General features: G+C 73.7%; 16 protein-coding genes. 9 read left to right on the top strand and 7 right to left on the bottom strand.

From position 1 onward, the window contains the following. Positions 1-81: 81 nt before the first annotated feature. Positions 82-858 carry an enoyl-CoA hydratase-related protein gene (locus ACZ52J_RS35805; RefSeq protein WP_465624784.1) on the bottom strand — a complete coding sequence of 259 codons (777 nt, stop codon included), beginning with the start codon at positions 856-858 and terminating at the stop codon, positions 82-84. A 160-nt stretch (positions 859-1018) separates the two neighbouring features. Here ACZ52J_RS35805 and ACZ52J_RS35800 point away from each other — a divergent pair, with 160 nt between their 5' ends. Next, the gene (locus ACZ52J_RS35800; RefSeq protein ID WP_465624782.1) at positions 1019-2371 is read left to right on the top strand and encodes an aminotransferase-like domain-containing protein; all 1353 of its coding nucleotides are present in this window, start codon (positions 1019-1021) and stop codon (positions 2369-2371) included. A 73-nt stretch (positions 2372-2444) separates the two neighbouring features. On the opposite strand, the gene ACZ52J_RS35795 is transcribed toward ACZ52J_RS35800, so the two are convergent. Continuing rightward, complete coding sequence (locus ACZ52J_RS35795) at positions 2445-3425, bottom strand: helix-turn-helix transcriptional regulator (protein WP_465624780.1); 981 nt, start codon at positions 3423-3425, stop codon at positions 2445-2447. A 101-nt stretch (positions 3426-3526) separates the two neighbouring features. Between ACZ52J_RS35795 and ACZ52J_RS35790 the strand changes: the two genes are divergently transcribed. After that, positions 3527-4090, top strand: a complete 564-nt coding sequence (locus ACZ52J_RS35790) for a DinB family protein (protein ID WP_360502211.1) — start codon at positions 3527-3529, stop codon at positions 4088-4090. 118 nt (positions 4091-4208) lie between these two features. On the opposite strand, the gene ACZ52J_RS35785 is transcribed toward ACZ52J_RS35790, so the two are convergent. Next, positions 4209-4448, bottom strand: coding sequence for a heavy-metal-associated domain-containing protein (locus tag ACZ52J_RS35785; RefSeq protein WP_465624777.1), 240 nt, complete (start codon positions 4446-4448; stop codon positions 4209-4211). Positions 4449-4731: 283 nt separating this feature from the next. On the opposite strand from ACZ52J_RS35785, the gene ACZ52J_RS35780 reads away from it, so the two are divergent. Both ACZ52J_RS35780 and ACZ52J_RS35775 read left to right on the top strand, forming a co-directional pair. Then, complete coding sequence (locus tag ACZ52J_RS35780) at positions 4732-5451, top strand: DUF3152 domain-containing protein (RefSeq protein ID WP_465624775.1); 720 nt, start codon at positions 4732-4734, stop codon at positions 5449-5451. 202 nt (positions 5452-5653) lie between these two features. Beyond that, complete coding sequence (locus ACZ52J_RS35775) at positions 5654-6565, top strand: glutaminase (protein WP_396289337.1); 912 nt, start codon at positions 5654-5656, stop codon at positions 6563-6565. Positions 6566-6667: 102 nt separating this feature from the next. Here ACZ52J_RS35775 and glmS read toward each other — a convergent pair whose 3' ends face one another. Both glmS and ACZ52J_RS35765 read right to left on the bottom strand, forming a co-directional pair. Further along, positions 6668-8494 (bottom strand): glutamine--fructose-6-phosphate transaminase (isomerizing), encoded by a 1827-nt coding sequence (gene glmS / locus ACZ52J_RS35770; RefSeq protein WP_360502220.1) that lies wholly within the window; start codon positions 8492-8494, stop codon positions 6668-6670. Positions 8495-8591: 97 nt separating this feature from the next. Further along, on the bottom strand, positions 8592-8867 hold the full coding sequence (locus ACZ52J_RS35765) for a hypothetical protein (RefSeq protein ID WP_465624773.1): 276 nt from the start codon (positions 8865-8867) through the stop codon (positions 8592-8594). A 227-nt stretch (positions 8868-9094) separates the two neighbouring features. On the opposite strand from ACZ52J_RS35765, the gene asnB reads away from it, so the two are divergent. From asnB to ACZ52J_RS35745, 4 genes are all read left to right on the top strand, one after another. Further along, entirely contained in the window at positions 9095-10954 is a 1860-nt protein-coding gene (gene asnB / locus ACZ52J_RS35760) for an asparagine synthase (glutamine-hydrolyzing) (RefSeq protein ID WP_465624771.1), read from the top strand. A 266-nt stretch (positions 10955-11220) separates the two neighbouring features. Continuing rightward, positions 11221-12342, top strand: a complete 1122-nt coding sequence (locus ACZ52J_RS35755) for a hypothetical protein (protein ID WP_360502228.1) — start codon at positions 11221-11223, stop codon at positions 12340-12342. Between the two features lie 160 nt (positions 12343-12502). Beyond that, positions 12503-13927 carry a pyridoxal phosphate-dependent decarboxylase family protein gene (locus ACZ52J_RS35750; protein ID WP_465624769.1) on the top strand — a complete coding sequence of 475 codons (1425 nt, stop codon included), beginning with the start codon at positions 12503-12505 and terminating at the stop codon, positions 13925-13927. A gap of 77 nt (positions 13928-14004) precedes the next feature. After that, complete coding sequence (locus ACZ52J_RS35745; RefSeq protein WP_360502233.1) at positions 14005-14436, top strand: hypothetical protein; 432 nt, start codon at positions 14005-14007, stop codon at positions 14434-14436. A gap of 148 nt (positions 14437-14584) precedes the next feature. Here ACZ52J_RS35745 and ACZ52J_RS35740 read toward each other — a convergent pair whose 3' ends face one another. Next, positions 14585-14827 (bottom strand): hypothetical protein, encoded by a 243-nt coding sequence (locus ACZ52J_RS35740; protein ID WP_360502236.1) that lies wholly within the window; start codon positions 14825-14827, stop codon positions 14585-14587. A 106-nt stretch (positions 14828-14933) separates the two neighbouring features. Further along, the gene (locus ACZ52J_RS35735; RefSeq protein WP_465624766.1) at positions 14934-18911 is read right to left on the bottom strand and encodes a non-ribosomal peptide synthetase family protein; all 3978 of its coding nucleotides are present in this window, start codon (positions 18909-18911) and stop codon (positions 14934-14936) included. 294 nt (positions 18912-19205) lie between these two features. Here ACZ52J_RS35735 and ACZ52J_RS35730 point away from each other — a divergent pair, with 294 nt between their 5' ends. Further along, the gene (locus ACZ52J_RS35730; RefSeq protein WP_465624764.1) at positions 19206-19946 is read left to right on the top strand and encodes a GNAT family N-acetyltransferase; all 741 of its coding nucleotides are present in this window, start codon (positions 19206-19208) and stop codon (positions 19944-19946) included. Positions 19947-20057: the final 111 nt, after the last annotated feature.

Here is a 20057-nt window from a genome sequence, read left to right as displayed (position 1 = left end):
TGCTGATGCAGGACCGTGACGCCGTCCGAAACACGGGGGTCGGCTCGGGCAGCGTCACCGGTCCCGCCGGCCGTGGCTCCCTCAGCGGGAGGCGGACGTGCGGTCCAGGAAGCGCCGCACCCCGTCCCGTACGCCCTCGGTCGTTACGGTCGCCGCGAAGGCCGCTGCCTCAGCCGCGAGTCCCTCGTCGATCGGGAGGTTGACGCCCCGGGTCACGGCCCGCAGGCAGGCGGCCACCGCCGTGGGGGCGTGCCGGGTGATGCGGTCGGCCAAGTCCCGTGCGGTGTGCAGCAGCTCACCTGCCGGAACGACCGCATTGACCAGGCCGATCCCGGCGGCGCGGGCGGCCGGGACCGGGTCGCCGGTGAGGATCATCTCCAGGCCGCGCTTGCGGCCGACGTGGCGCGGCAGCCGCTGAGAGCCGCCGAAGGGCGGCGGGAAGCCGAGCGAGATCTCCGGCTTGGCGAAGGTCGCGTGCTCGGCGGCGACGGCGAGTGGCGCGGCCTCGGTGATCTCGCAACCACCGCCGTACGCAAGTCCGTTGACGGCCACGATGACGGGCTTGGGGAACTCCTCGATCCGCCTGGTGAGGGTGTGGCCGCGCCGGACGAACTCGCGCAGCGCCCGTTCGGGCCCACCGGCGATGCTGGCGGCCAGGGACGGGATGTCGGCGCCCGCGCTGAAGGCCCGCTGCCCGGCGCCGGTGAGGATGACGGCGCGGACGGTCTCGTCGGCGTCGATGCGGTCGAGCTCGGCGAGCAGTGCGTCGATCGTCGGGTAGTCGAGGGCGTTGAGCTTCCTCTCCCGGTCGATGGTGAGGGTGACGACGTGCTGGTCCCGCTCGCTGCGGATGGTCATGGGCGCGTGCTCCGTTCCCGGCTTCGCTGCTGGCCCGGCCGGCCTCGCTGCTGGATGTGTCGAGGCTAGGAACTCCCATCCATGACAATCCAGTTATTGTCCTGGATACACTCCCGGTCCGCGCTCCCGTACACGCCACCCCAGGAACGGCAGGTGACCGGTGCGACCGCCCTCCTACAAGGCGATCGTCGACGAGTACGCGACGGCCATCCGCTCCGGCGCGCTCCCGGCCGGCACCCGGCTGCCGACCCACCGCGCCCTGGCCCGCGAACGGCGGGTCGCCCTGGCCACCGCCACCCGGGTCTACGCCGAACTGGCCGCCGCCGGACTGGTGGTGGGCGAGCAGGGCCGGGGCACCTTCGTCCGGGTGCGCTCCGGCTACGACGGCCTCGAGCCCTCCCGCGCGCTCCCGGTACCCCGGGTGGCGGACCTCTCCTTCAACCAGCCGCTCGCCCCCGGTCAGGGCGACCTGCTGCGGCAGGCCCTGCGCGCCCTCGCCTCCTCGGGCGACGCGGAGGCGCTGCTGCGCCAGCACCCGCCGGGCGGCCACCGGCACGACCGGGCGGCGGTGGCCAGGTACCTGCTGGACCGCGGCGTCGACACGGCGCCGGAGAACGTGCTGCTCACCAGCGGGGCGCAGCAGGCGCTGGACTGCGTCCTGCGCACCCTCACCCGCCCCGGGGACGTCCTGGCCGTGGACGCGCTCAGCTATCCCGGTATCAAGCTGCTCGCCGCCGCGCACGGGCTGGACCTGGCGCCCGTCCCGATCACCCCCGCGGGCCCGGACCTCGACGCGGGCCCGGACCTCGACGCACTCGACCGGCTCTGCCGCGCCCGCCCGGTGCGCGCGGTGTACACCATGCCGACCGTCCACAACCCGCTCGGCTGGGTGCTCGACCGGGCGCGGCGCGAGCGCCTGGCCGGCCTGGCCGCCGAGCACGGCTGCACGCTGATCGAGGACGGCACGTACGCCTTCCTGGAGGCCGTACCGCCCCCGCCCCTGCACGCCCTCGCGCCCGAACGCACCTGCTACGTGGCCGGCCTGTCGAAGAACGTGGCGCCGGGTCTGCGGTTCGGCTTCGCCGTCCTGCCGGACCACCTGCTGCGGGCCGCGACCACCCGACTGCGCACGGCTGCCTGGGGTGCGCCCGGCCTGATCACCGCCCTCGCCACCGGCTGGCTCGCGGACGGCACGGTCGCCCGCCTGGAACGGGAGCGCCGTACGGACGCCGCCGCGCGGCAGGCCGTCGCCCGCACCGCCCTCGCCGGCCTGGGCATCACCGCCCACCCCGGCTCCTACATCCTCTGGCTCACCCTCGAACCCCACCAGCGCCCCGATCAGGTGGCCGCCTCCCTCGCCGCCGAGGGCATCCTGATCTCCACCGCCGACGCCTTCGCCACCACCCCCCACCATCCCAACGCCGTCCGCCTCGCCCTCGCCACACCCCCGCTCACCGAGCTGCCCGCCGCCCTCACCCGCCTCCGGTCCACTCTCGACGCGCTCGCCCCATAGCCGAGTAGGCCGAGAAGCCGAGAAGCCGCGAGCCCCGCAGCCCCCGGCACCGGAAGTCGGCCGGCCCGACTTCCTAGTCGGCGGCCTCCTCCCCCCGCTCCACAGCCCGTCCGAAGCGGGTGCTCCAGTCCGCGAGCAGCGTCCGCAGCCCGGGAGGGCCGATCACCTCGAAGTCGGCGCCCAGCGACCCCAGCGCCATGGCGGGCCAGTCGAGGGAGTCGGCGGTCATCAGGAGCCGGCAGCGGCCGGTGGCGACGGGCTCGACCGTGCCCCAGCGGCCGACCCGCGCCCGGACGTGGTCGGCGGGCGCGTCGATCAGCACCTCCACCCGCTGCGGGCGGGGCATCCCGTTGAGGCCCGCGCGGACGAACTCCGCCGCGTCGGCGGCCGGGAGGACACGCGGGGCGAAGCGGGCGTCGCTGCCCTGCGGGGCGGTCAGCCGGTCGAGGCGGAAGCTGCGCCAGTCGGCGCGGTCGAGGTCGTACGCGACGAGGTACCAACGGCGGTTGAGGCAGACCAGCCGGTGCGGTTCGACGTGCCGTTCGGTGCCGCGCCCGTCGGCGGCGGTGTACGCGAATCGCATCCGTTCGCCGTCCCGGCAGGCGAGGGCCACCACCGTGAGGATGTCCGGGTCGACGCCCGCGCCCGCCTGGGTGCCCCAGTCGACCGGGACGGTCATCGTGCGCAGCGCCTCCACCCGGCGGCGCAGCCGGGCCGGCATCACCTGGACCACCTTCGCCAGTACGCGCACCGAGGCTTCGGCGACGCCCTCCACCGGGCTCTCCGCCGCCGCCTGCAGGCCCACCGCCAGGGCCACCGCCTCCTCGTCGTCGATGACCAGCGGCGGCAGTGCCGCGCCCGCCGCCAGCTGGTAGCCGCCGTCGACGCCGCGCTGCGCGTCGACGGGGTAGCCGAGTTCGCGCAGCCGGTCGACGTCGCGGCGCAGGGTGCGGACGGAGACCCCGAGCCGGTCGGCCAGTTCCTCGCCGGGCCAGTACCGGTGGGTCTGGAGCAGGGAGAGCAGTCGCAGCGTCCTGGTGCTGGTGTTCGCCATGGATCCGATTCTTCCCGGAATTCAGGACAGGAAGTGGCCGCAATGGTCCGTAGCGTGGTTCTTGTCCGAGGGAGCAGGAACCGAACGAAAGGCCCTAAGCCATGACCACGACGACCCCGACCACGACCAGCACCCCCGCCGCGACCCCCAGCACCGTCACCGGCGAGCGCGCCGACCTCCTGGTCGCGCTGGAGAAGCAGCGGCACTTCCTGCGCTTCACCACCCGCGACCTCACCGACGAGCAGGCGGGCCTGCGGACCACCGCGAGCGCGCTCTGTCTGGGCGGCCTGATCAAGCACGTGACCACGGTCGAGCGGCTCTGGGCGGAGTTCATCGTGGATGGCCCGTCCGCGATGCCCGACTTCACCACGTGGACCGAGGCCGACTTCGCCCGCCGAGCCGACGAGTTCCGGATGCTGCCCGGCGAGACGCTGGCCGGCGTCCTGGCCGCGTACGAGGAGGTGTCGCGCCGTACGGACGAGCTGGTGGCCACGCTCCCCGACCTGGACGCCGCCCACCCGCTGCCGAAGGCCCCGTGGTTCCAGGCGGACACCACGTGGTCGGCCCGCCGGGTGCTGCTGCACATCGTCGCCGAGACCGCCCAGCACGCGGGCCACGCCGACATCATCCGCGAGTCCCTGGACGGCGCGAAGTCGATGGGCTGAACCCCGGACGGCGGCAGGGTCCGTCGGTCACCCCACCGACGGACCCCACGCATCGCTCCCGAAACCGGGCGCGAACCCGGCCTCAGACCCGCACTCAGGCCCGCACTCTGGCCCGCACTCAGGCCGGCCCGACCAGCGTGAACCCGGCCCCGTCGACCGCGCCGCGGACCACGGCCTCGTCCAGCGGCTGCGCGGAGGCCACGGTGACCCGCCCGCTCGGCGCGTCGGCGACGACGTCGGTGACGCCCGGCAGGGCGGACAGCCCGGCGCTGACCGTCCTCTCGCAGTGGCCGCAGCTCATCCCGTCGACGGCGAAAACGGCGGTGGTGGACATGACGGTGCCTCCGATGACGTGCACGGGGAGTGGGTCGACCCGCACCACAACACCCGAATCCGGCCCCCGATCCCAGGGACACGCCGCACGGGTGACACCATCGAGCGGTTCCGGGAACCACCCGGGCCCCGCATCCGACAGGAGACCTCACCCCGGCCTCGCGAACCCCCTGAACCCCTGCCCCGTCCCCACCCGTTCCTCCCGGTAGAACCCCGAAGCCCGCCCGGGCCCCGCATTGGAGCCGTACCGCCATGTCCACACTGGCCCCGATACCCGCCCGACCGAACGGCCCCCTCGGGGGCAGCCGGTGAAGACGCTCACCCGGCTCCGCGCCCGGCGGCTGCGCCCCCGGAAGCTCTGGCACGGCGCGCTCGCCCTCGCGGTGGCCGCCGCCGTGACGGCCGGCCTGCTGTGGTGGCAGCCGTGGAGCGAACGCGAGCACGGCCCGGCCGCGCTCGTGTTCACCACGGCGCCCGGCGGCTCCGCCCGTTTCGGCACCGGCGAGCACCTGTACCGGTACAAGGTGCGGGTGGAGAACGGGATCGCGGAGAGTCCGGAGCAGTTCGCCGCCGAGGTGGACGCGGTCCTGGGCGATGTCCGGCACGGCTGGGCCGCCGGCGGTACGGCCTCCTTCCAGCGGATGCCCGCCGACCCGGTGGACTTCACCGTCTACCTGGCCACTCCACAGTCCACCGACCGGATCTGCGGCCAGTACGGGCTGGACACCGGCGGCTGGGTGAACTGCGGCGTGACCCACCAGGTGGTGATCAACCTCAAGCGGTGGACCGAGCTGTCCGAGTTCTACCAGGGCAAGCCCGAGCTGTACCACGCGCTCGCGGTCAACCACGAGGTCGGCCACATCCTCGGCAACGGGCACGTCGACTGCCCGGGCCCGGGCGCTCCTGCGCCGGTGATGATGCAGCAGATCAAGGGGCTGCACGACTGCGTCCCCAACGGCTGGCCCTACTCCGACGCCGGCACCCTGCTGACCGGCCCGCCCGTCCAGGCCCCCACCAACGCCCCGTAAACCGCCGTAGCCGTCGCGGTTCCACCGCCGGTTCCGCCGCTGTGCCGCCGCAACCACCCACCCCGTACCGAAGCACCGCCCCGAAACACGGATAATCCTGGTCGGACCGGACGCCGCCCGCACCGCGCGCCCGGTCCCGATCGTGTCCGTAGTCGGTGCCGGTGGAGGAAGTGCGTTGAACGGTGTGCCCGGCGGGGAGATCCTGGACTGGCCGGTGCTGTTGGCGGCCGCGGAGGCGGCCGCCCGGGCGACCCGGGGGCAGGGCCGGGTCGCGGACTACATTCCGGCCCTCGCCACCGCCGACCCGGAGGCCTTCGGCATGGCCGTCGCCACCGTCGACGGGGAGCTGTACGGCGTCGGGGACTGGGAGCAGCCGTTCTCCGTCCAGAGCGTGTCCAAGCTGTTCTCCCTGGCGCTCGCGGTCGCCTACGGCGGTGACACGCTCTGGCGGGGCGTCGGCCGCGAGCCGTCCGGCAACCCCTTCAACTCCCTGGTGCAGCTGGAGACCGAGCACGGCATCCCGCGCAACCCGTTCATCAACGCGGGCGCCCTCGTGGTGACCGACCGCCTGCAGACCATGACCGGCGACGCCTCCAGCGCGGTACGGGAGTTCCTGCGCCGCGAGTCCGGCAATCCCGGGCTCGACACCGACCCGGTGGTCGCCGCCTCCGAGGCCGAGCACGGCCACCGCAACGCCGCCCTGGCGCACTTCATCGCCAGCCACGGCAATCTGGAGAACCCGGTCGAGACCGTCCTGGAGCACTACTACGCCCACTGCGCCCTGGCCACGAGCTGCCGCGACCTGGTCCTGGCCGGCTCCTTCCTCGCCCGCTACGGCGTGCGCGCCGACGGCACGCACCTGATGTCCCGCAGCGAGGCCAAGCGCATCAACGCGGTCCTGCTCACCTGCGGCACCTACGACGCCGCCGGCGAGTTCGCGTTCCGCGTCGGCCTTCCGGGCAAGAGCGGCGTCGGCGGCGGCATCCTCGCCATACTCCCCGGCCGCGCCGCCGTCTGCGCCTGGGGTCCGCGCCTCGACCAGGCCGGCAACTCCGTCGCCGCGGTCACCGCCCTGGACACCCTGACCACCCTCTCCGGCTGCTCGGTCTTCTGAGCCTCCGACGAGGTGCCGGTGAGGTGGCGAGGCCGGGCCCCGAAATCGGCCGGGCCCCGGTCGTCCGCACAGCGACCGGGGCCCGACGTCTCTCCGTGCGGGCTACTCCACCGTCACGCTCTTCGCCAGGTTGCGCGGCTTGTCCACGTCGCGGCCGAGGGCGACGGCGGCGTGGTAGGCGAGCAGCTGCAGCGGGATGTTGAGCAGCAGCGGGTCCAGCTCGGGCTCGCTCTTGGGCACCAGGATGCAGTGGTCCGCGAGCTTCTCCTCCGGGCGGCGGTGGGCGACGGCGATGACGCGCCCCGAGCGGGCCTTGATCTCGCCCAGCGTGGTGAGGTTCTTGTCCAGCAGCTCGTCGTCCGGGACGAGGGCGACGGTGGGCAGTTCGGGGCTGATCAGGGCCAGCGGGCCGTGCTTGAGCTCGCTCGCCGGGTAGGCCTCGGCGTGGACGTAGGAGATCTCCTTGAGCTTCTGCGCGCCCTCCCGGGCGACCGGGTAGCCGCGCACCCGGCCGATGAACATCATGCCCGTCGACTCGGCGTACTCGGCGGCGAGTTCGGCGATCGCCTCGCTCTGGTCCAGCACCTCGCGGATCTGGTCCGGCAGCGCCTGCAGCGCCGAGACGATCCGGCGCCCGTCGGCGGGCGACAGGTCGTGGATGCGGCCGAAGTGCAGGGCCAGCAGCGCGAAGGCGACGACGGTCGAGGTGAACGCCTTGGTGGAGGCCACCGAGACCTCCGGCCCGGCGTGCAGGTAGATGCCGCCGTCGCACTCGCGGGCGATCGCGCTGCCCACGGTGTTGACGACACCGAGCACCCGGCCGCCCTTGCGCTTGATCTCCTGGACGGCGGCCAGCGTGTCGTAGGTCTCGCCGGACTGGCTGACCGCGACGTACAGGGTGTCCGCCTCGATCACCGGGTTGCGGTAGCGGAACTCCGAGGCCGGCTCGCTGTGCGCGGGGATCCGGGACAGCTCCTCGATGAGCTGCGCGCCCATCTCGCCCGCGTAGTAGGCGGATCCGCAGCCGAGGATCTTGACCCGGCGGATCTCGCGCAGTTCCCGGGCGTCCAGGTTGAGGCCGCCGAGGTGCGCGGTGGCGAAGCGCTCGTCGAGCCGGCCGCTGAGCGTGCGCTCGACCGAGCCGGGCTGCTCGTGGATCTCCTTGAGCAGGTAGTGCTCGTAGCCGGCGGTGTCGAAGGAGTCGACCTCCCAGTCCACGGTGGACGGCTGGCGGTGGGTGGTGCGGGCGTCCGCGGTGAAGGTGCGGAAGCCGTCGGCCCGGACGGTGGCGAGTTCGCCGTCCTCCAGGTGGACGACCTGGCGGGTGTAGCGGACCAGCGCGGAGACGTCCGAGGCGGCGAACATCTCCTTCTCGCCGATGCCGAGCACGATCGGGCTGCCGTTGCGGGCGACCACGATCCGGTCCGGCTGCTCGGCGTCGAGCACCGCGATGCCGTACGTGCCGACCACCCGGCCGAGCGCGGCGCGCACCGCGTCCTCCAGCTCGACGCCTTCGGTGATGTGCGCGGCGATCAGGTGGGCGAGCACCTCGGTGTCGGTCTCGGAGCGGAAGACGGCGCCGTCGGCGGCCAGCTTGACGCGCAGTTCGTCGGCGTTCTCGATGATGCCGTTGTGGACGACGGCGATCCGTTCGGCGTTGTCCAGGTGCGGGTGCGCGTTGGCGTCGCTGGGGACGCCGTGGGTGGCCCAGCGGGTGTGGCCGATGCCGGTGGTGCCCTTGAACCGGGCGGGCACGGCGGCGGCGAGGTCGGCGACGCGGCCCTTCACCTTGCGGAGCTTGATGCCGCCGCTGCGCCCGGTGACGGCGACGCCCGCCGAGTCGTAGCCGCGGTACTCCAGCCGGGCCAGTCCCTCCAGCAGGAAGGGGGTCGCGTCCTTGGGGCCGATGTAGGCCACGATTCCGCACATGGGTGGACTCCTCGTTCGTAGTGGCGTAGACGGGTGGCGTAGACGTGGTGGCGCAGGTCGTTCCGGGGCCGCCTGGGCGACGGCGCTCAGACGGCGCTCAGCCGTAGACGATCCGCCGCAGCTGGCGGGCCGAGAGTTCCGGCGCCGCGACGCGCCTCTGCGGGAGCTCCTCGGCGAGCCGGGCGAAGATCCGCTCGTTGGTCAGACCTCGTGCCTGCAGCTCGGCGTGGCGGCGGCGCACGTACTCCTCGGTGCTCTCGGAGAAGTACGCCAGCACCTCCGCCACGACCCGCGCCGCCTCCCGGGGCCCGAGCGGGCTGGTCCGGGTCAGGTGGGCGAGGAGGTCTTCGTGAGGGTGGGGTGAGCTCGGCACGAGTGAGCAGCCTAGGTCGATCGAAGCGCGAAGCCAAAGTTCCTGCCCGATATCGGGCAGACATGACGGCTTATGGCCCAGTCGCACGGCCCGGGCGCACCCCGTACCCGCCCTCGACGCCCACCCGGCCCCGCGTTCGCTCGTCTTCCGCCCAACCCTTGAAGCGTCACCGACTCCACACGTAGCGTGATCCCCTGAACACGAAGCGGAAGACCGGAGGCTGGCTGATGTGCGGGATCACCGGATGGGTCGCCTTCGACCGCGACCTCACCGCCGAACCGAGGGACCGGAGCGTCCTCGACGCGATGACGGCCACCCAGCTCTGCCGCGGCCCGGACGCCGGCGGCGTCCTGCTCGAGCCGCACGCCGCGATCGGCCACCGCCGCCTCGCGGTGATCGACCCCGAGGGCGGCACCCAGCCGATGACGGTCGAGCGGAACGGCCGGCTGCTGGCCGCGCTCACCTACAGCGGCGAGGTCTACAACCACCGCGAGCTGCGCGCCGAACTGGAGGCGGCCGGCCACCGCTTCCGCACCCGCAGCGACACCGAGGTCGTGCTGCACGCCTACCTGGAGTGGGGCGAGGGCCTCGCCGAGCGGCTCAACGGCATGTTCGCCTTCGCCGTCTGGGACGCCCGGCGCGAGGAACTGCTGCTGGTCCGCGACCGGATGGGCGTCAAACCGCTGCACTACCACCCCACCCCGGACGGCGTGGTCTTCGGCTCCGAACCCAAGGCCCTGCTCGCCCACCCCGCCGTCCGTCCGGTGGTCGACCTGGACGGGCTGCGCGAACTGCTCGGCTACACCCGCACCCCCGGCCTGACGCCGTACCGGGGCATCCAGGAGGTCCGGCCCGGGCACGTGGTGCGGGTGCGCCGCGCGGGCGTCTCGGTCCGCCGCTACTGGGCGCTGGAGGCACGCGAGCACCGCGACGGCCTGGCGAACACCGTCGCCACCGTCCGGGCCCTGCTGGAGGACATCGTGCACCGCCAGCTCGACGCGGACGTCCCGCTCTGCTCGCTGCTCTCCGGCGGCCTGGACTCCAGCGCCGTCACCGCCCTCGCCGCCCGGGCGCTGCGCGCCGCCGGGGCCGGCCCGGTGCGCTCCTTCTCCGTCGGGTTCACCGGCCGGAGCGGGCACTTCCACGCCGACGAGGTCCGGCAGACCGAGGACGGCCCGTACGCCCGGCTGCTCGCCGACCACATCGGCGCCGACCACAGCGTGATCGAGCTGGACGCCGCCGACCTCACCGACCCCTCCCGGCGCTCCGCCGCGCTGCGCGCCCGCGACCTGCCGGGCGGGGTCGGCGACATGGACGTGTCCCTGCTGCTGCTCTTCCGGGGCGTGCGCCGTCACTCCACCGTCGCCCTGTCCGGCGAGTCCGCGGACGAGCTGTTCGGCGGCTACAGCTGGTTCCACGACCCGAGGAGCGTCGCCACCGAGGACTTCCCCTGGGCCGCGGGCCTCAGCGCCATCGCCGGCAGCGGCTCCGGCCCGCGCGAACAGCTGCTCGACGCCGAACTGCTGCGCAAGCTCGACCTGGAGGGCTACCGCCGGTCCCGCTACCGCGAGGCGATCGCCGAGGTCCCGCACCTGGCGGCGGCCGACCCGCTGGAGCGGCGGATGCGTGAGATCTCCTACCTCAACCTGACCCGCTTCGTCCGCATCCTGCTCGACCGCAAGGACCGGATGAGCATGGCCAACGGGCTGGAGGTGCGGGTGCCGTTCTGCGACCACCGGCTGGTCCAGTACGTGTTCAACACACCGTGGGCGATGAAGAGCTTCGACGGACGGGAGAAGAGCCTGCTGCGCGCCGCCGTCCGGGACGTGCTGCCGGCCGCGATCGCCGACCGGGCGAAGAGCCCCTACCCGGTGACCACCGACCCGCACTACCCGGCCCGGCTGCGCGCCGAACTCACCCGGCTCGCCGCCGAGCGGAAGTCCCCGGCACTCGACCTGCTCGACCGGCGGCGCCTCGCCGACGCGCTCGCCCCGGACACCGACCCGCAGTCCGTCCGGCTGGGCGTGGACCTCGCGCTCGACCTGGACGCCTGGCTGACGGAGTACCAGGTCACGCTGGAGCTATGACTCCCCGCACCCGCACGGCGCACCGGCACCCGGTCGGCGCAGCGGCGCGGCGACGCACCGGCGCCCGGACGGCGCAGCGGCCCGGCCACACGGGCCGTTGCGCCGTCCGGGTGATCACCGGGAACCATCCCGCCGCTCCCGAGCGTCGCACGGTGCGGTAGCGTCGCCGACATCTCCCGAATGGCGGGCGAAATCGTGGATTCCCGCCCCCCTGCCGTCAGGATGGGAGCGAACCCTTTCACCTCGATCCGCCGGGGGATCCCGTCATGCAGCCGCGAGTCTTCGCGATTCTCACCGCCCTCCTCCTGGGCGTCCTGGGCCTCGGGTCGGTGGCCGTCACCGACTGGTCGCCCGCGGCGGCCACCGGGACGCCCGCCGCCGCGGCCCCCGGGGCTCCTGCCGCCGGCGGCGCCCAGCCGACCTCGGCGGGCCCCGCGAGCGCCACTCCGACCGGCGACCCGGCGGTGTGGACCCGCTCGACGCTGCGCAACAAGCTGATGGCCGAGATGGACGCCACCGACCCCGGCGTCGCCCTCGCCGACCTCGACAAGATCACCAAGGAGAAGCCGTACACCGTGCGCTTCTGCCACCCGATCGCGCACGAGCTCGGCCACGCGGCGGTCAAGCGCTTCAACGCGGACTTCCAGAAGGTCATCTCCTTCCCGCACGAGACCTGCGCGGCCGGCTACCTGCACGGCGCCGTCGAGGAGATGCTCAACGCCTCCGCCCAGCCCGAGGTGGACCTGCTCAAGCTCTGCGCGCCCAAGAACAGCGGCCCCTGCATCCACGGCGTCGGCCACGGCACGATGTTCGTCGTCAAGCAGGACGTCGCCAAGGCCCGCGACCTGTGCAACAAGTTCCCCACCGACCAGAACAAGATCCGCTGCTCCGAGGGCCTGTTCATGCAGCTCTTCGGCCCGGACGAGGAGGACGAGCAGGCCAAGGCCAACCTGCCCGCCGACAAGCTCGCCCAGGACCCGCTCTACCCGTGCAAGGACCAGCCGGCCCTGTTCCAGTCCGCCTGCTTCTTCTACGCCCCGACCTTCTACCTCTCCTCGCACGACTACCCGAACCACCCCGAGGTCTACGCCGACGCCCTCAAGTGGTGCCTCAACGGCAAGGCCGGCGGCGGGGCGGTGGACTGCAGCCGCGGCGTCGGCTCGCGGACCATGAAGTACAACCTCGACCGCGAGGACTGGGCCGCCCAGCAGTGCGCCACCGCCGCCGACGGCTGGCAGCGCAAGGCCTGCGCGGAGGGCCTGGTCAGCTACTACACGGTCAACTACACGGACGCCGGCGCGGCCGGCCGGCTCTGCGCCAAGATCACCAACAAGGAGATGCAGGGCTACTGCCGCTCGGCGAGCGGCCTGTCCGCCTCGCTGGACTGATCGCCCCCGTCCCGCTCGCTGGACTGATCGCCCCCGTTCCGTCTGCTGGGCCCGCGCCGCACGGCGCGGGCCCTTTGCGTAAGATCACCCGACCATCGCCTGATCAGGGTGCGCCGAGGATGCCGCGCCTCCCCTCCCCCGGCCCCCTGGAGCGCCCCGCATGGCCACCGACGACTTCCGCGCCGCCGCCCACGCCACCGCCGAACTGGTCTCCGACTACCTCGCCGAACTCCCCGACCGCCCGATCTGGCAGCCCATGGACGACACCGCGCGCCAGGCCCTGCTCGACGCCCCGCTGCCCGCCGACGGCCGCCCGCTCGCCGAACTGGTCGACACCATCGGGCGCGAGGTCATGCCGTACCCCATGGGCAACGGCAACCCGCGCTTCTTCGGCTGGGTCAACTCGGCCCCCGCTCCCGCCGGGGTGCTCGCCACCCTCGCCGCGTCCGCGATGAACCCCAGCTCGGCCGGCGGCGACCACGCCGACGTCCACCTGGAACGCGCCGTCGTCCGCTGGATCGCCGAACTCGTCGGCTTCCCGCACCCGGCCGGCGGCGGGCTGCTCACCTCCGGCACCTCGATGGCGACCATCGTCTGCCTCGCCGCCGCCCGCAACCGCGCCGCCCGCCGGGCCGGCCGGGACGTCCGCGAGGACGGCCTGGCCGGCCTGCCCCCGCTGGCCGGCTACGTCACCGGCGAGACCCACTCCTGCGTCCGCAAGGCCGCCGAACTCCTCGGCCTCGGCAGCAAGCACCTGCGCACCGTCGCCACCGGCCCCGACGGCCTCCTCGACACCGCCGAGCTGCGCTCCGCCGTCGAGCGCGACCGGGCGGCCGGCCTGCTGCCCTTCCTGGTCGTCGCCTCGGCCGGCACCGTCGGCACCGGCGCGGTCGACGAGTTCGGCCCGATCGCCGACCTCTGCGAGGAGCAGCGCCTCTGGCTGCACGTGGACGGCGCGTACGGCGCCTTCGGCCGGCTCGACCCCGCCATCGCCCACCGCTACGCCGGCCTGGAGCGCGCCGACTCGCTCGCCCTCGACCCGCACAAGTGGCTCGGCGTCCCGGTCGACTGCGGCTGTGCCCTGGTCCGCGACACCGAGGAGCTGCGCGGCACCTTCAGCCTCGTCCCGTCCTACCTGCGCGACGAGGCGGCCGGCGCGCTCGGCTGGTTCTCCGAGTACGGCACCGAGCAGACCCGCCCGTTCCGCGCCCTCAAGGTCTGGGCCACCGTCGCCCACAAGGGCCGTGCCGGCCTCTCCCGGGACATCGCCCGGTGCACCGCGCTGGCCCGCCGCCTCGGCGAACTCGTCAGCGCCGACGAGGAGTTGGAGCTGCTCGCCGAGGTCCAGACCTCCATCGTGGCGTTCCGCCACCGCGCCCCCGGCCTGGACCCCGCCGCCCGCGACACCCTCAACCGCGACCTCCCCGCCGCCGTCCAGCAGCGCGGCCGGGTCTTCGTCACCGGCGCCCGCCTCGGCGAGCACGAGATGCTCCGCGCCTGCCTCCTCAACGCCACGACGACGGAGGACGACCTCCGCCTCCTCCTCGCCGAGGTGAAGGCCGCAGCCGCGGAACTGCTCCCGTAACAGCCTCACGCGGACCGTAACCACCAGGTCACGGCAGGTACGCGGCCGGGAAACACCGGTCGGGCACGGTGGAGGTCATGGAGCACTCGAAGCCTTCCCTCCGCCGCGTCCCCGGTGCCCGACGCGACCGCCGCTGGCGCCGCGACACCGTCGAGCTCGCCGCGGTCTTCCTCTCCGTCACCGCCGCCGACCTCATCGCCAAGGTCGTCGTCCACGGCCCGGACGGCCCGGTCGTCCTGGGCACCTCCGCGCTCGCCCTGCTCGCCACCGCGGTGCTTCACAGCTGGTGGTCTCCGCACGCCCCGCCACCGACCACGCTGTGGCGGGTGCGCACCACGGCGCTCGCCCACACCCCCACCACGCTCAACGACCACCGGATCACCCTGCTCTCGCTCCACCCCGAGGAGCTCTTCCTCCGCACCCCCCGGTCCGTCACCCCGGCCGACCTCGCGGCCCTCCTCACCACCACCGGCCACACCGTGGAAGGCCCCCCGACCCGGATCGCCTGACCGGCACCCGGCGCGGCCGTCAGTCCTCGGCCTTCACCTCGACCGTGTCGGCAGTGCTCGCGTCCTCGATCGTCATGGCGCCGGATACTACGTCAGCGCACGGACGCCCCTGCGGGCAGAGTCCGTGCGCTGACGGGTCGTGCGCTGATCAGCCCTTGACGGCGGGCTTCACCACGCACACGGCGTTGCCGAGCATGGAGCCGAAGCCGCCGAGCAGGGCGCTGGTGACGGACTTGCAGGCGGCGGCCTCCTCCGGGGTCTTGGGGCCGTTGTTCTCGGAGTTCGAGGTGACCGTCGAGGAGGCGATGGCGGCGGCGGGCTGGGCGAGGGCGAGCGGGGCTACGAGGAGCAGCGCGCAACACGCGACGGCCCGTACGGACTTCTGGAACACAGGGAACCCCTTCGGATCGGGACGGGATCGGCGGTAAGCCGAGCCATCCCTATCCGAAGGGGTTCCCCCGCTCACGGATTCTGGGCCATCCGTGAGCGTGTCCGCGTCAGTGCTCCGGGGCGGTCTCCCGGTCCGTGGTCCGCTCCAGCGCCCGGATCGCGGCGACGAGTTCGGCCACGCCGTGCTCCTTCAGCACCCCGTAGTGGTCGCCGGCCAGGTCGACCACGGCGGGCGGGGCGGCGGAGTAGCCGCTGCTGCCCTCGATGAAGGAGTAGTCGTCGCCGGCGGCCTTGAAGATGGTCACCGGGGCGTCCAGCCGCCGCTCGGCCAGCTCGCGGAAGCTGTACTCGAACTCGTAGGTCTCACCGACGATTCCGGTGATCCGGCGGATCAGCTCCTCGTCCAGCTCCGGCAGCATCCGGTGCACGGAGGCGACGAAGCCGTCCTCGTCCGCCGTCGCGGTCAGGCAGCGCTCCAGTTCGGGGCCGCTGATCCGGCCGGTGAACACCCCGAACAGGATGGTCACGTACGCGGGGTTGGCGTACGAGGCCTCGCGGCCCCACTGGTGGCCGTCGTCCCGGCGCACCTCCGGGTTGCCGGGGCAGATCAGCAGCAGGTTCTCCACCCGCTGGCCGGCCTGTTCCAGCTGCCAGGCCGCCTCGAAGGCGACCCGGGCGCCGAAGGAGAAGCCCCACAGCGTGTACGGGCCCTCGGGCTGCACCCGGCGCAGTTCGGCGACGTCGGCGGCGGCCATCTCCCGGATGGTCGGGTACGGCGTCTCGCCCTCGTTGATGCCGTGCGCCTGGATGCCGTAGAAGGCGCGGCCGTCGCTCGCCTCCCGGCCGAGCAGGCGCAGGTTCATCGGGTAGCCGCCCAGCCCGGGCCAGCAGAACACCGGCCGGCCGCACTCGCCGGGGTGCAGCGGGATCAGCCGGGAGCTGGAGGCCCCGGCCCCGGCCCCGGCCCCGCCCCCGGCCCCGCCCCCGCCCTCGCCCTCGCCGCAGGCGCGCTCGATGCGGGCGGCCAGGTCGACCAGCCTGGGGCACTCGAACAGCACCTGCAGCGGCAGCGTGATGCCGAACTCGCGGTTGATCCGGTGGACCAGGGCCACGGCTGTCAGCGAGTTGCCGCCGACGGCGAAGAACTCGTCCGCCACCGAGACGTCCTCGTACTTCAGCGCCTGCCCCCAGGCCTCGGCCAGCCACCGCTCGTGCCCGGTGCCCGGGGCGACGTACTCGCTGCGGGCGTCGGCCGTGCGGACGGCGTCGGAGGCGGCGAGGGCCTTGAGGTCGACCTTGCCGTTCGCGGTGAGCGGCAGGGCGTCCACGACCAGCACCCGGTTGGGGAGCATGTAGTCGGGCAGCAGGTTGGCCAGTTCGTCCTTGATGATCTCGGCCGGGCCCTTCATGTGGACGGTGTCCTCGTGCATGCCCTCGCTGCGGATCTGCTCCTCGCTCACCTTGCCGCCGAGGAAGAAGTACGACGGGCCGGGGGCGATGCCGCGGCCGGCGAGGATCTCGTCGATGCGGCGCGAAGCGGGCAGCGGGTGGCCGGACTTGGAGCTGTAGCCGGAGGACATGAAGCCCAGGCCCCGGCCGTTGCGCTGCAGGTGGTGCAGCTTGGTGCCGAGCGCGATGTACTCCAGCCACTCCTGCTCGGCGCGGCTGACGGCGGTGATGCCGAACGCGGCCCGGGCGTAGACGGACTGGTTGATCGCGATCACGTGCCGGGACTCCACCACCGCGTCCGAGACCCGCTCCAGGTCGCCGTCGGTGTACCGGTAGAGGCCGGCCGGCAGGCCTTCCACCCGGTCCTCGTGGACCTGGAGGTACAGCTCGGTGCACTCGGCGCGGGCCGCTCCGCCGCCCCGGGCGACCGTGAAGCCGCCCAGGTAGTGGTCCTCCTCGGCGACGTCCAGCCGCTCCTTGACCGCCGGGTCGAGGCCGAGCGGGCGCACGTCCAGCCCGTACTCGGGCAGCACCTCCTCGAGGACGCCCAGCATGTGGCCGGTCTCGAACTCCAGCACCTCGCGGATGTTGTTCTTGTACACCGGCTCGATGGCGCCGTGTTTGCCGGAGAAGTGCAGCGTCAGGTAGGCCTCCTCGCGGGTCTCGGCGGGCCCGGTCCGGATCAGGCTGTGCTCGACCGGGTGGTAGTAGTACAGCCCGGCCGCGAGCCCGTCCAGACCGCCGGTCTCCAGGTACAGCTGGGTCGCGTACAGCGCGCCCGGCGAGGCGTACGCGTACTTCGGCAGCAGCCGCTCCTCGCTGTGGAACTGGCCGAACCAGCGCAGGATGCGGCCGAGTTCGGGGAAGCTCAGCAGCTCCAGGTCCCGGCCGAAGGCGCCGGCCGGACGCGGGGCGAGCAGCGCGGCGAGGTCCTCGCGGGTGACCGGGCCGCCGTCGTAGAAGCGGTAGGTCTTGCGGGCGAAGGTCTCCCGGCGCTGGGCCTCGCTCTCGCGCCGCCCGGGCAGCTCGACCCGCTCGCGGCCGGCCAGCCGGGCCGGGTCGCGCACGCCGGGGTCGGACAGCTGTGCCTTGACCTGCAGCTTGCTGGCCTTGGACTGGTGGTGGCCGCCGTGGTTGCCCTGGTCCATCAGGGCGGCCTCGCGCGGGTTGAGCTCGACGCAGGCGACCAGGTTCCGGTGGCCGGTGCGCTCGTCGCCGGCGACGATCGCGGCCGAGCGGCGCACCCAGGTGTGTTCCTCGATCGCGCGGGCGATCTCGTCCAGCTCGACCCGGTAGCCGCGCAGCTTGACCTGGTTGTCGACCCGGCCGGCGAACTGGAGGGTGCCGTCCGCGTTCCACTGCGCGAGGTCGCCGGTGCGGTACAGCCGCTCGCCGGGCGTGAACGGGGACGGGACGAACCGCTCCTCGGTCAGCTCCGGCCGGTGCAGGTAGCCGCGGGCCAGCTGCACGCCGCCGATGTACAGCTCGCCGACGCCGTCGGCGTCGACCGGCACCAGCTGCTCGTCCAGGATGTAGCACCGGGTGTTGTCGACCGGGCGGCCGATCGGCACCGAGCCGGCGCCGTCGCCCAGCTCGGCCGGGTCGACCACGTGCGCGGTGGCGTTGATGGTGCACTCGGTCGGGCCGTACAGGTTGACCAGCTTCGCCCCCGGCAGGGCGTGGCCCAGATTGCGGGCGAGCCGCCGGGACAGCGCCTCGCCGCCGGAGAACAGCCGGGCCAGGCCGGCGCAGTCGGTGAAGCCCTCGGTGTCCAGCAGTGCCTGGAACAGGGTGGGCACGCACTGCAGCGCGGTCACGCCGTGCCGCCGGACGGCGGCGACCAGCGCCTCCGGGTCGCGGTAGAGGCCGGGCGTACCGGCCACCACGCGGGCGCCGACGGCCGGGGCGAGGATCTCCCACTGGGCGGCGTCGAAGCTCATCGGGGTCTTCTGCAGCACGGTGACCCCGGGGTCGAGGTGCCCGGCGTCGAGCATCCAGCGCAGCTGCGAGACCACCGCGCGGTGCTCGATCATCACGCCCTTGGGGCGGCCGGTGGAGCCGGAGGTGTAGATCACGTAGGCCAGCGACTCCGGCCGGACCTCCTCGGCGCCGGCCTTCTCGGCGCCGCTCCCCTCGGCGCCGCTCCCCTCCGCCGCGGCGCGGTTCGCCGGGGCGTCCTCGAAGGTGACGATCGCCGTCCCGGCCGGGGCCAGCGCGGCCAACTGCTCGCGCAGGTGTTCCTGGGTGAGCACGATCCGGGTGCCGCTGTCCTCGATCATGTAGCGGAGCCGGTCCTCGGGGTACTCGGGCGACAGCGGCAGGTAGCCGGCCCCGGCGTGCAGGACGCCCCAGACCCCGGCGACCAGCTCCACCGACGGCTCGACGTACAGGCCGACGCAGGTGTCGGCGCCGGCGCCCAGGCGGCGCAGCTCGGCGGCCAGCCGGCGGGCGGACTCGGACAGCTCCAGGAAGGTGAGGCCGCCGGCCTCGCTCTCGCCGACGACGGCCGTGGAATCCGGCCGGGTGCGCACCTGCCGGTCGAGCAGGGCGGTGAGCGAGGTGCCGACCGGGGCGCGGCGGGCGTGCGGGAGGGCGGGGGTGGCGGCGGAGACGGCGACGGACGGGGTGATGCGCATGAGAGCTGCCTTCGGTGCTTGGCTGGGTGCCCGGCGGGGTGCCTGGCGGAAAGGGGTCCCGGCGTCCTGCTCACCAGGAGCGCCGGTCATGGAATCCACCGTCGGCCGCCCGCTGTCCCACCTGCCTGAGGCAGCGGTCTGGACCTGTTCCGGCTCCGTCCCGGCTCCCGGGCCACCCGGTCCCGGTTCCGGCCCGGCCGGTCCCGGCCGTGTCCCGGGCGTGTCCCGGGCGGGCATTCGCCCGTTCACGATCACGTAACCGACCGGAAGCGAACCGTAGGTAGCGTCGGCCGCATGACGGCATCACGCACTCGCCCCGAACGGCTCTGGCACCGGCCCTTCCGCAGGTCCGACCCCAGGTGCGCGGCGTCCGAGAGCCTGGCCGCCCGGCTGCCCGCGCTCGCCGACGGCCCGTCCCGGGTCGCCCGGCCGCACCCGCACCCCAACCCACACCCGCACCACCCCAACCCGCAGCCGCACCCGCAGCGCGGCCCGGCCGACCGGGTGCCGGACGCCCCGTCCCGGCTGTCCCTGCCGGACGGGACCGTGCTGCTGCTGCGCCCCGCCGGCCCGGCCGACAAGGCGGCGGCCCTGGCGATGCACGGCCGCTGCTCCCCCGCCGCGCTGCGGCTGCGCTACCACGGACCGGTCCGCGACGCCGACCGCTACCTCGACCACCTGCTGGACGCCCGGCACGGCCGCAGCCTCGCCGTGGCCGCCCCGGACGGGCGGATCCTCGCCCTCGGGCACCTGATGTGGGACGACGGCGAGGCGGAGCTGGCCGTCCTGGTCGAGGACGCCTGGCAGCGCCAGGGGCTGGGCCAGGCCCTGCTGCGGCGGCTGTCGGCGACGGCCCGGGCGACCGGGATCGGGACGGTGTACGCGGTGACCCACGCCGCCAACAGCGGCCTGATCGCCGCGATGCGCCGGCTGGCCGCGCCGCTGGACTTCCGTGCCGAGGACGGCACCCTGGTGATCACGGCCACCCTGGGCGCCGAGGATCCGGCCGCCCGCACCCACCACCCGAGCCGCTGATCATTTCTTCACCAGATCCTTACCGGGGCACCCCGGGAACCCGGCGGAGCCGGTGGAGCGTCCCCAAGGGATGAGGAGTCCCTCCGTACACCGCCCTCCTTGACGGAGCGT

The organism is Kitasatospora sp. NPDC034035, from assembly GCF_055575755.1.
The sequence above is the reverse complement of the archived record's forward strand: the minus strand, read 5'-3'. Positions and strand labels throughout refer to the sequence as shown.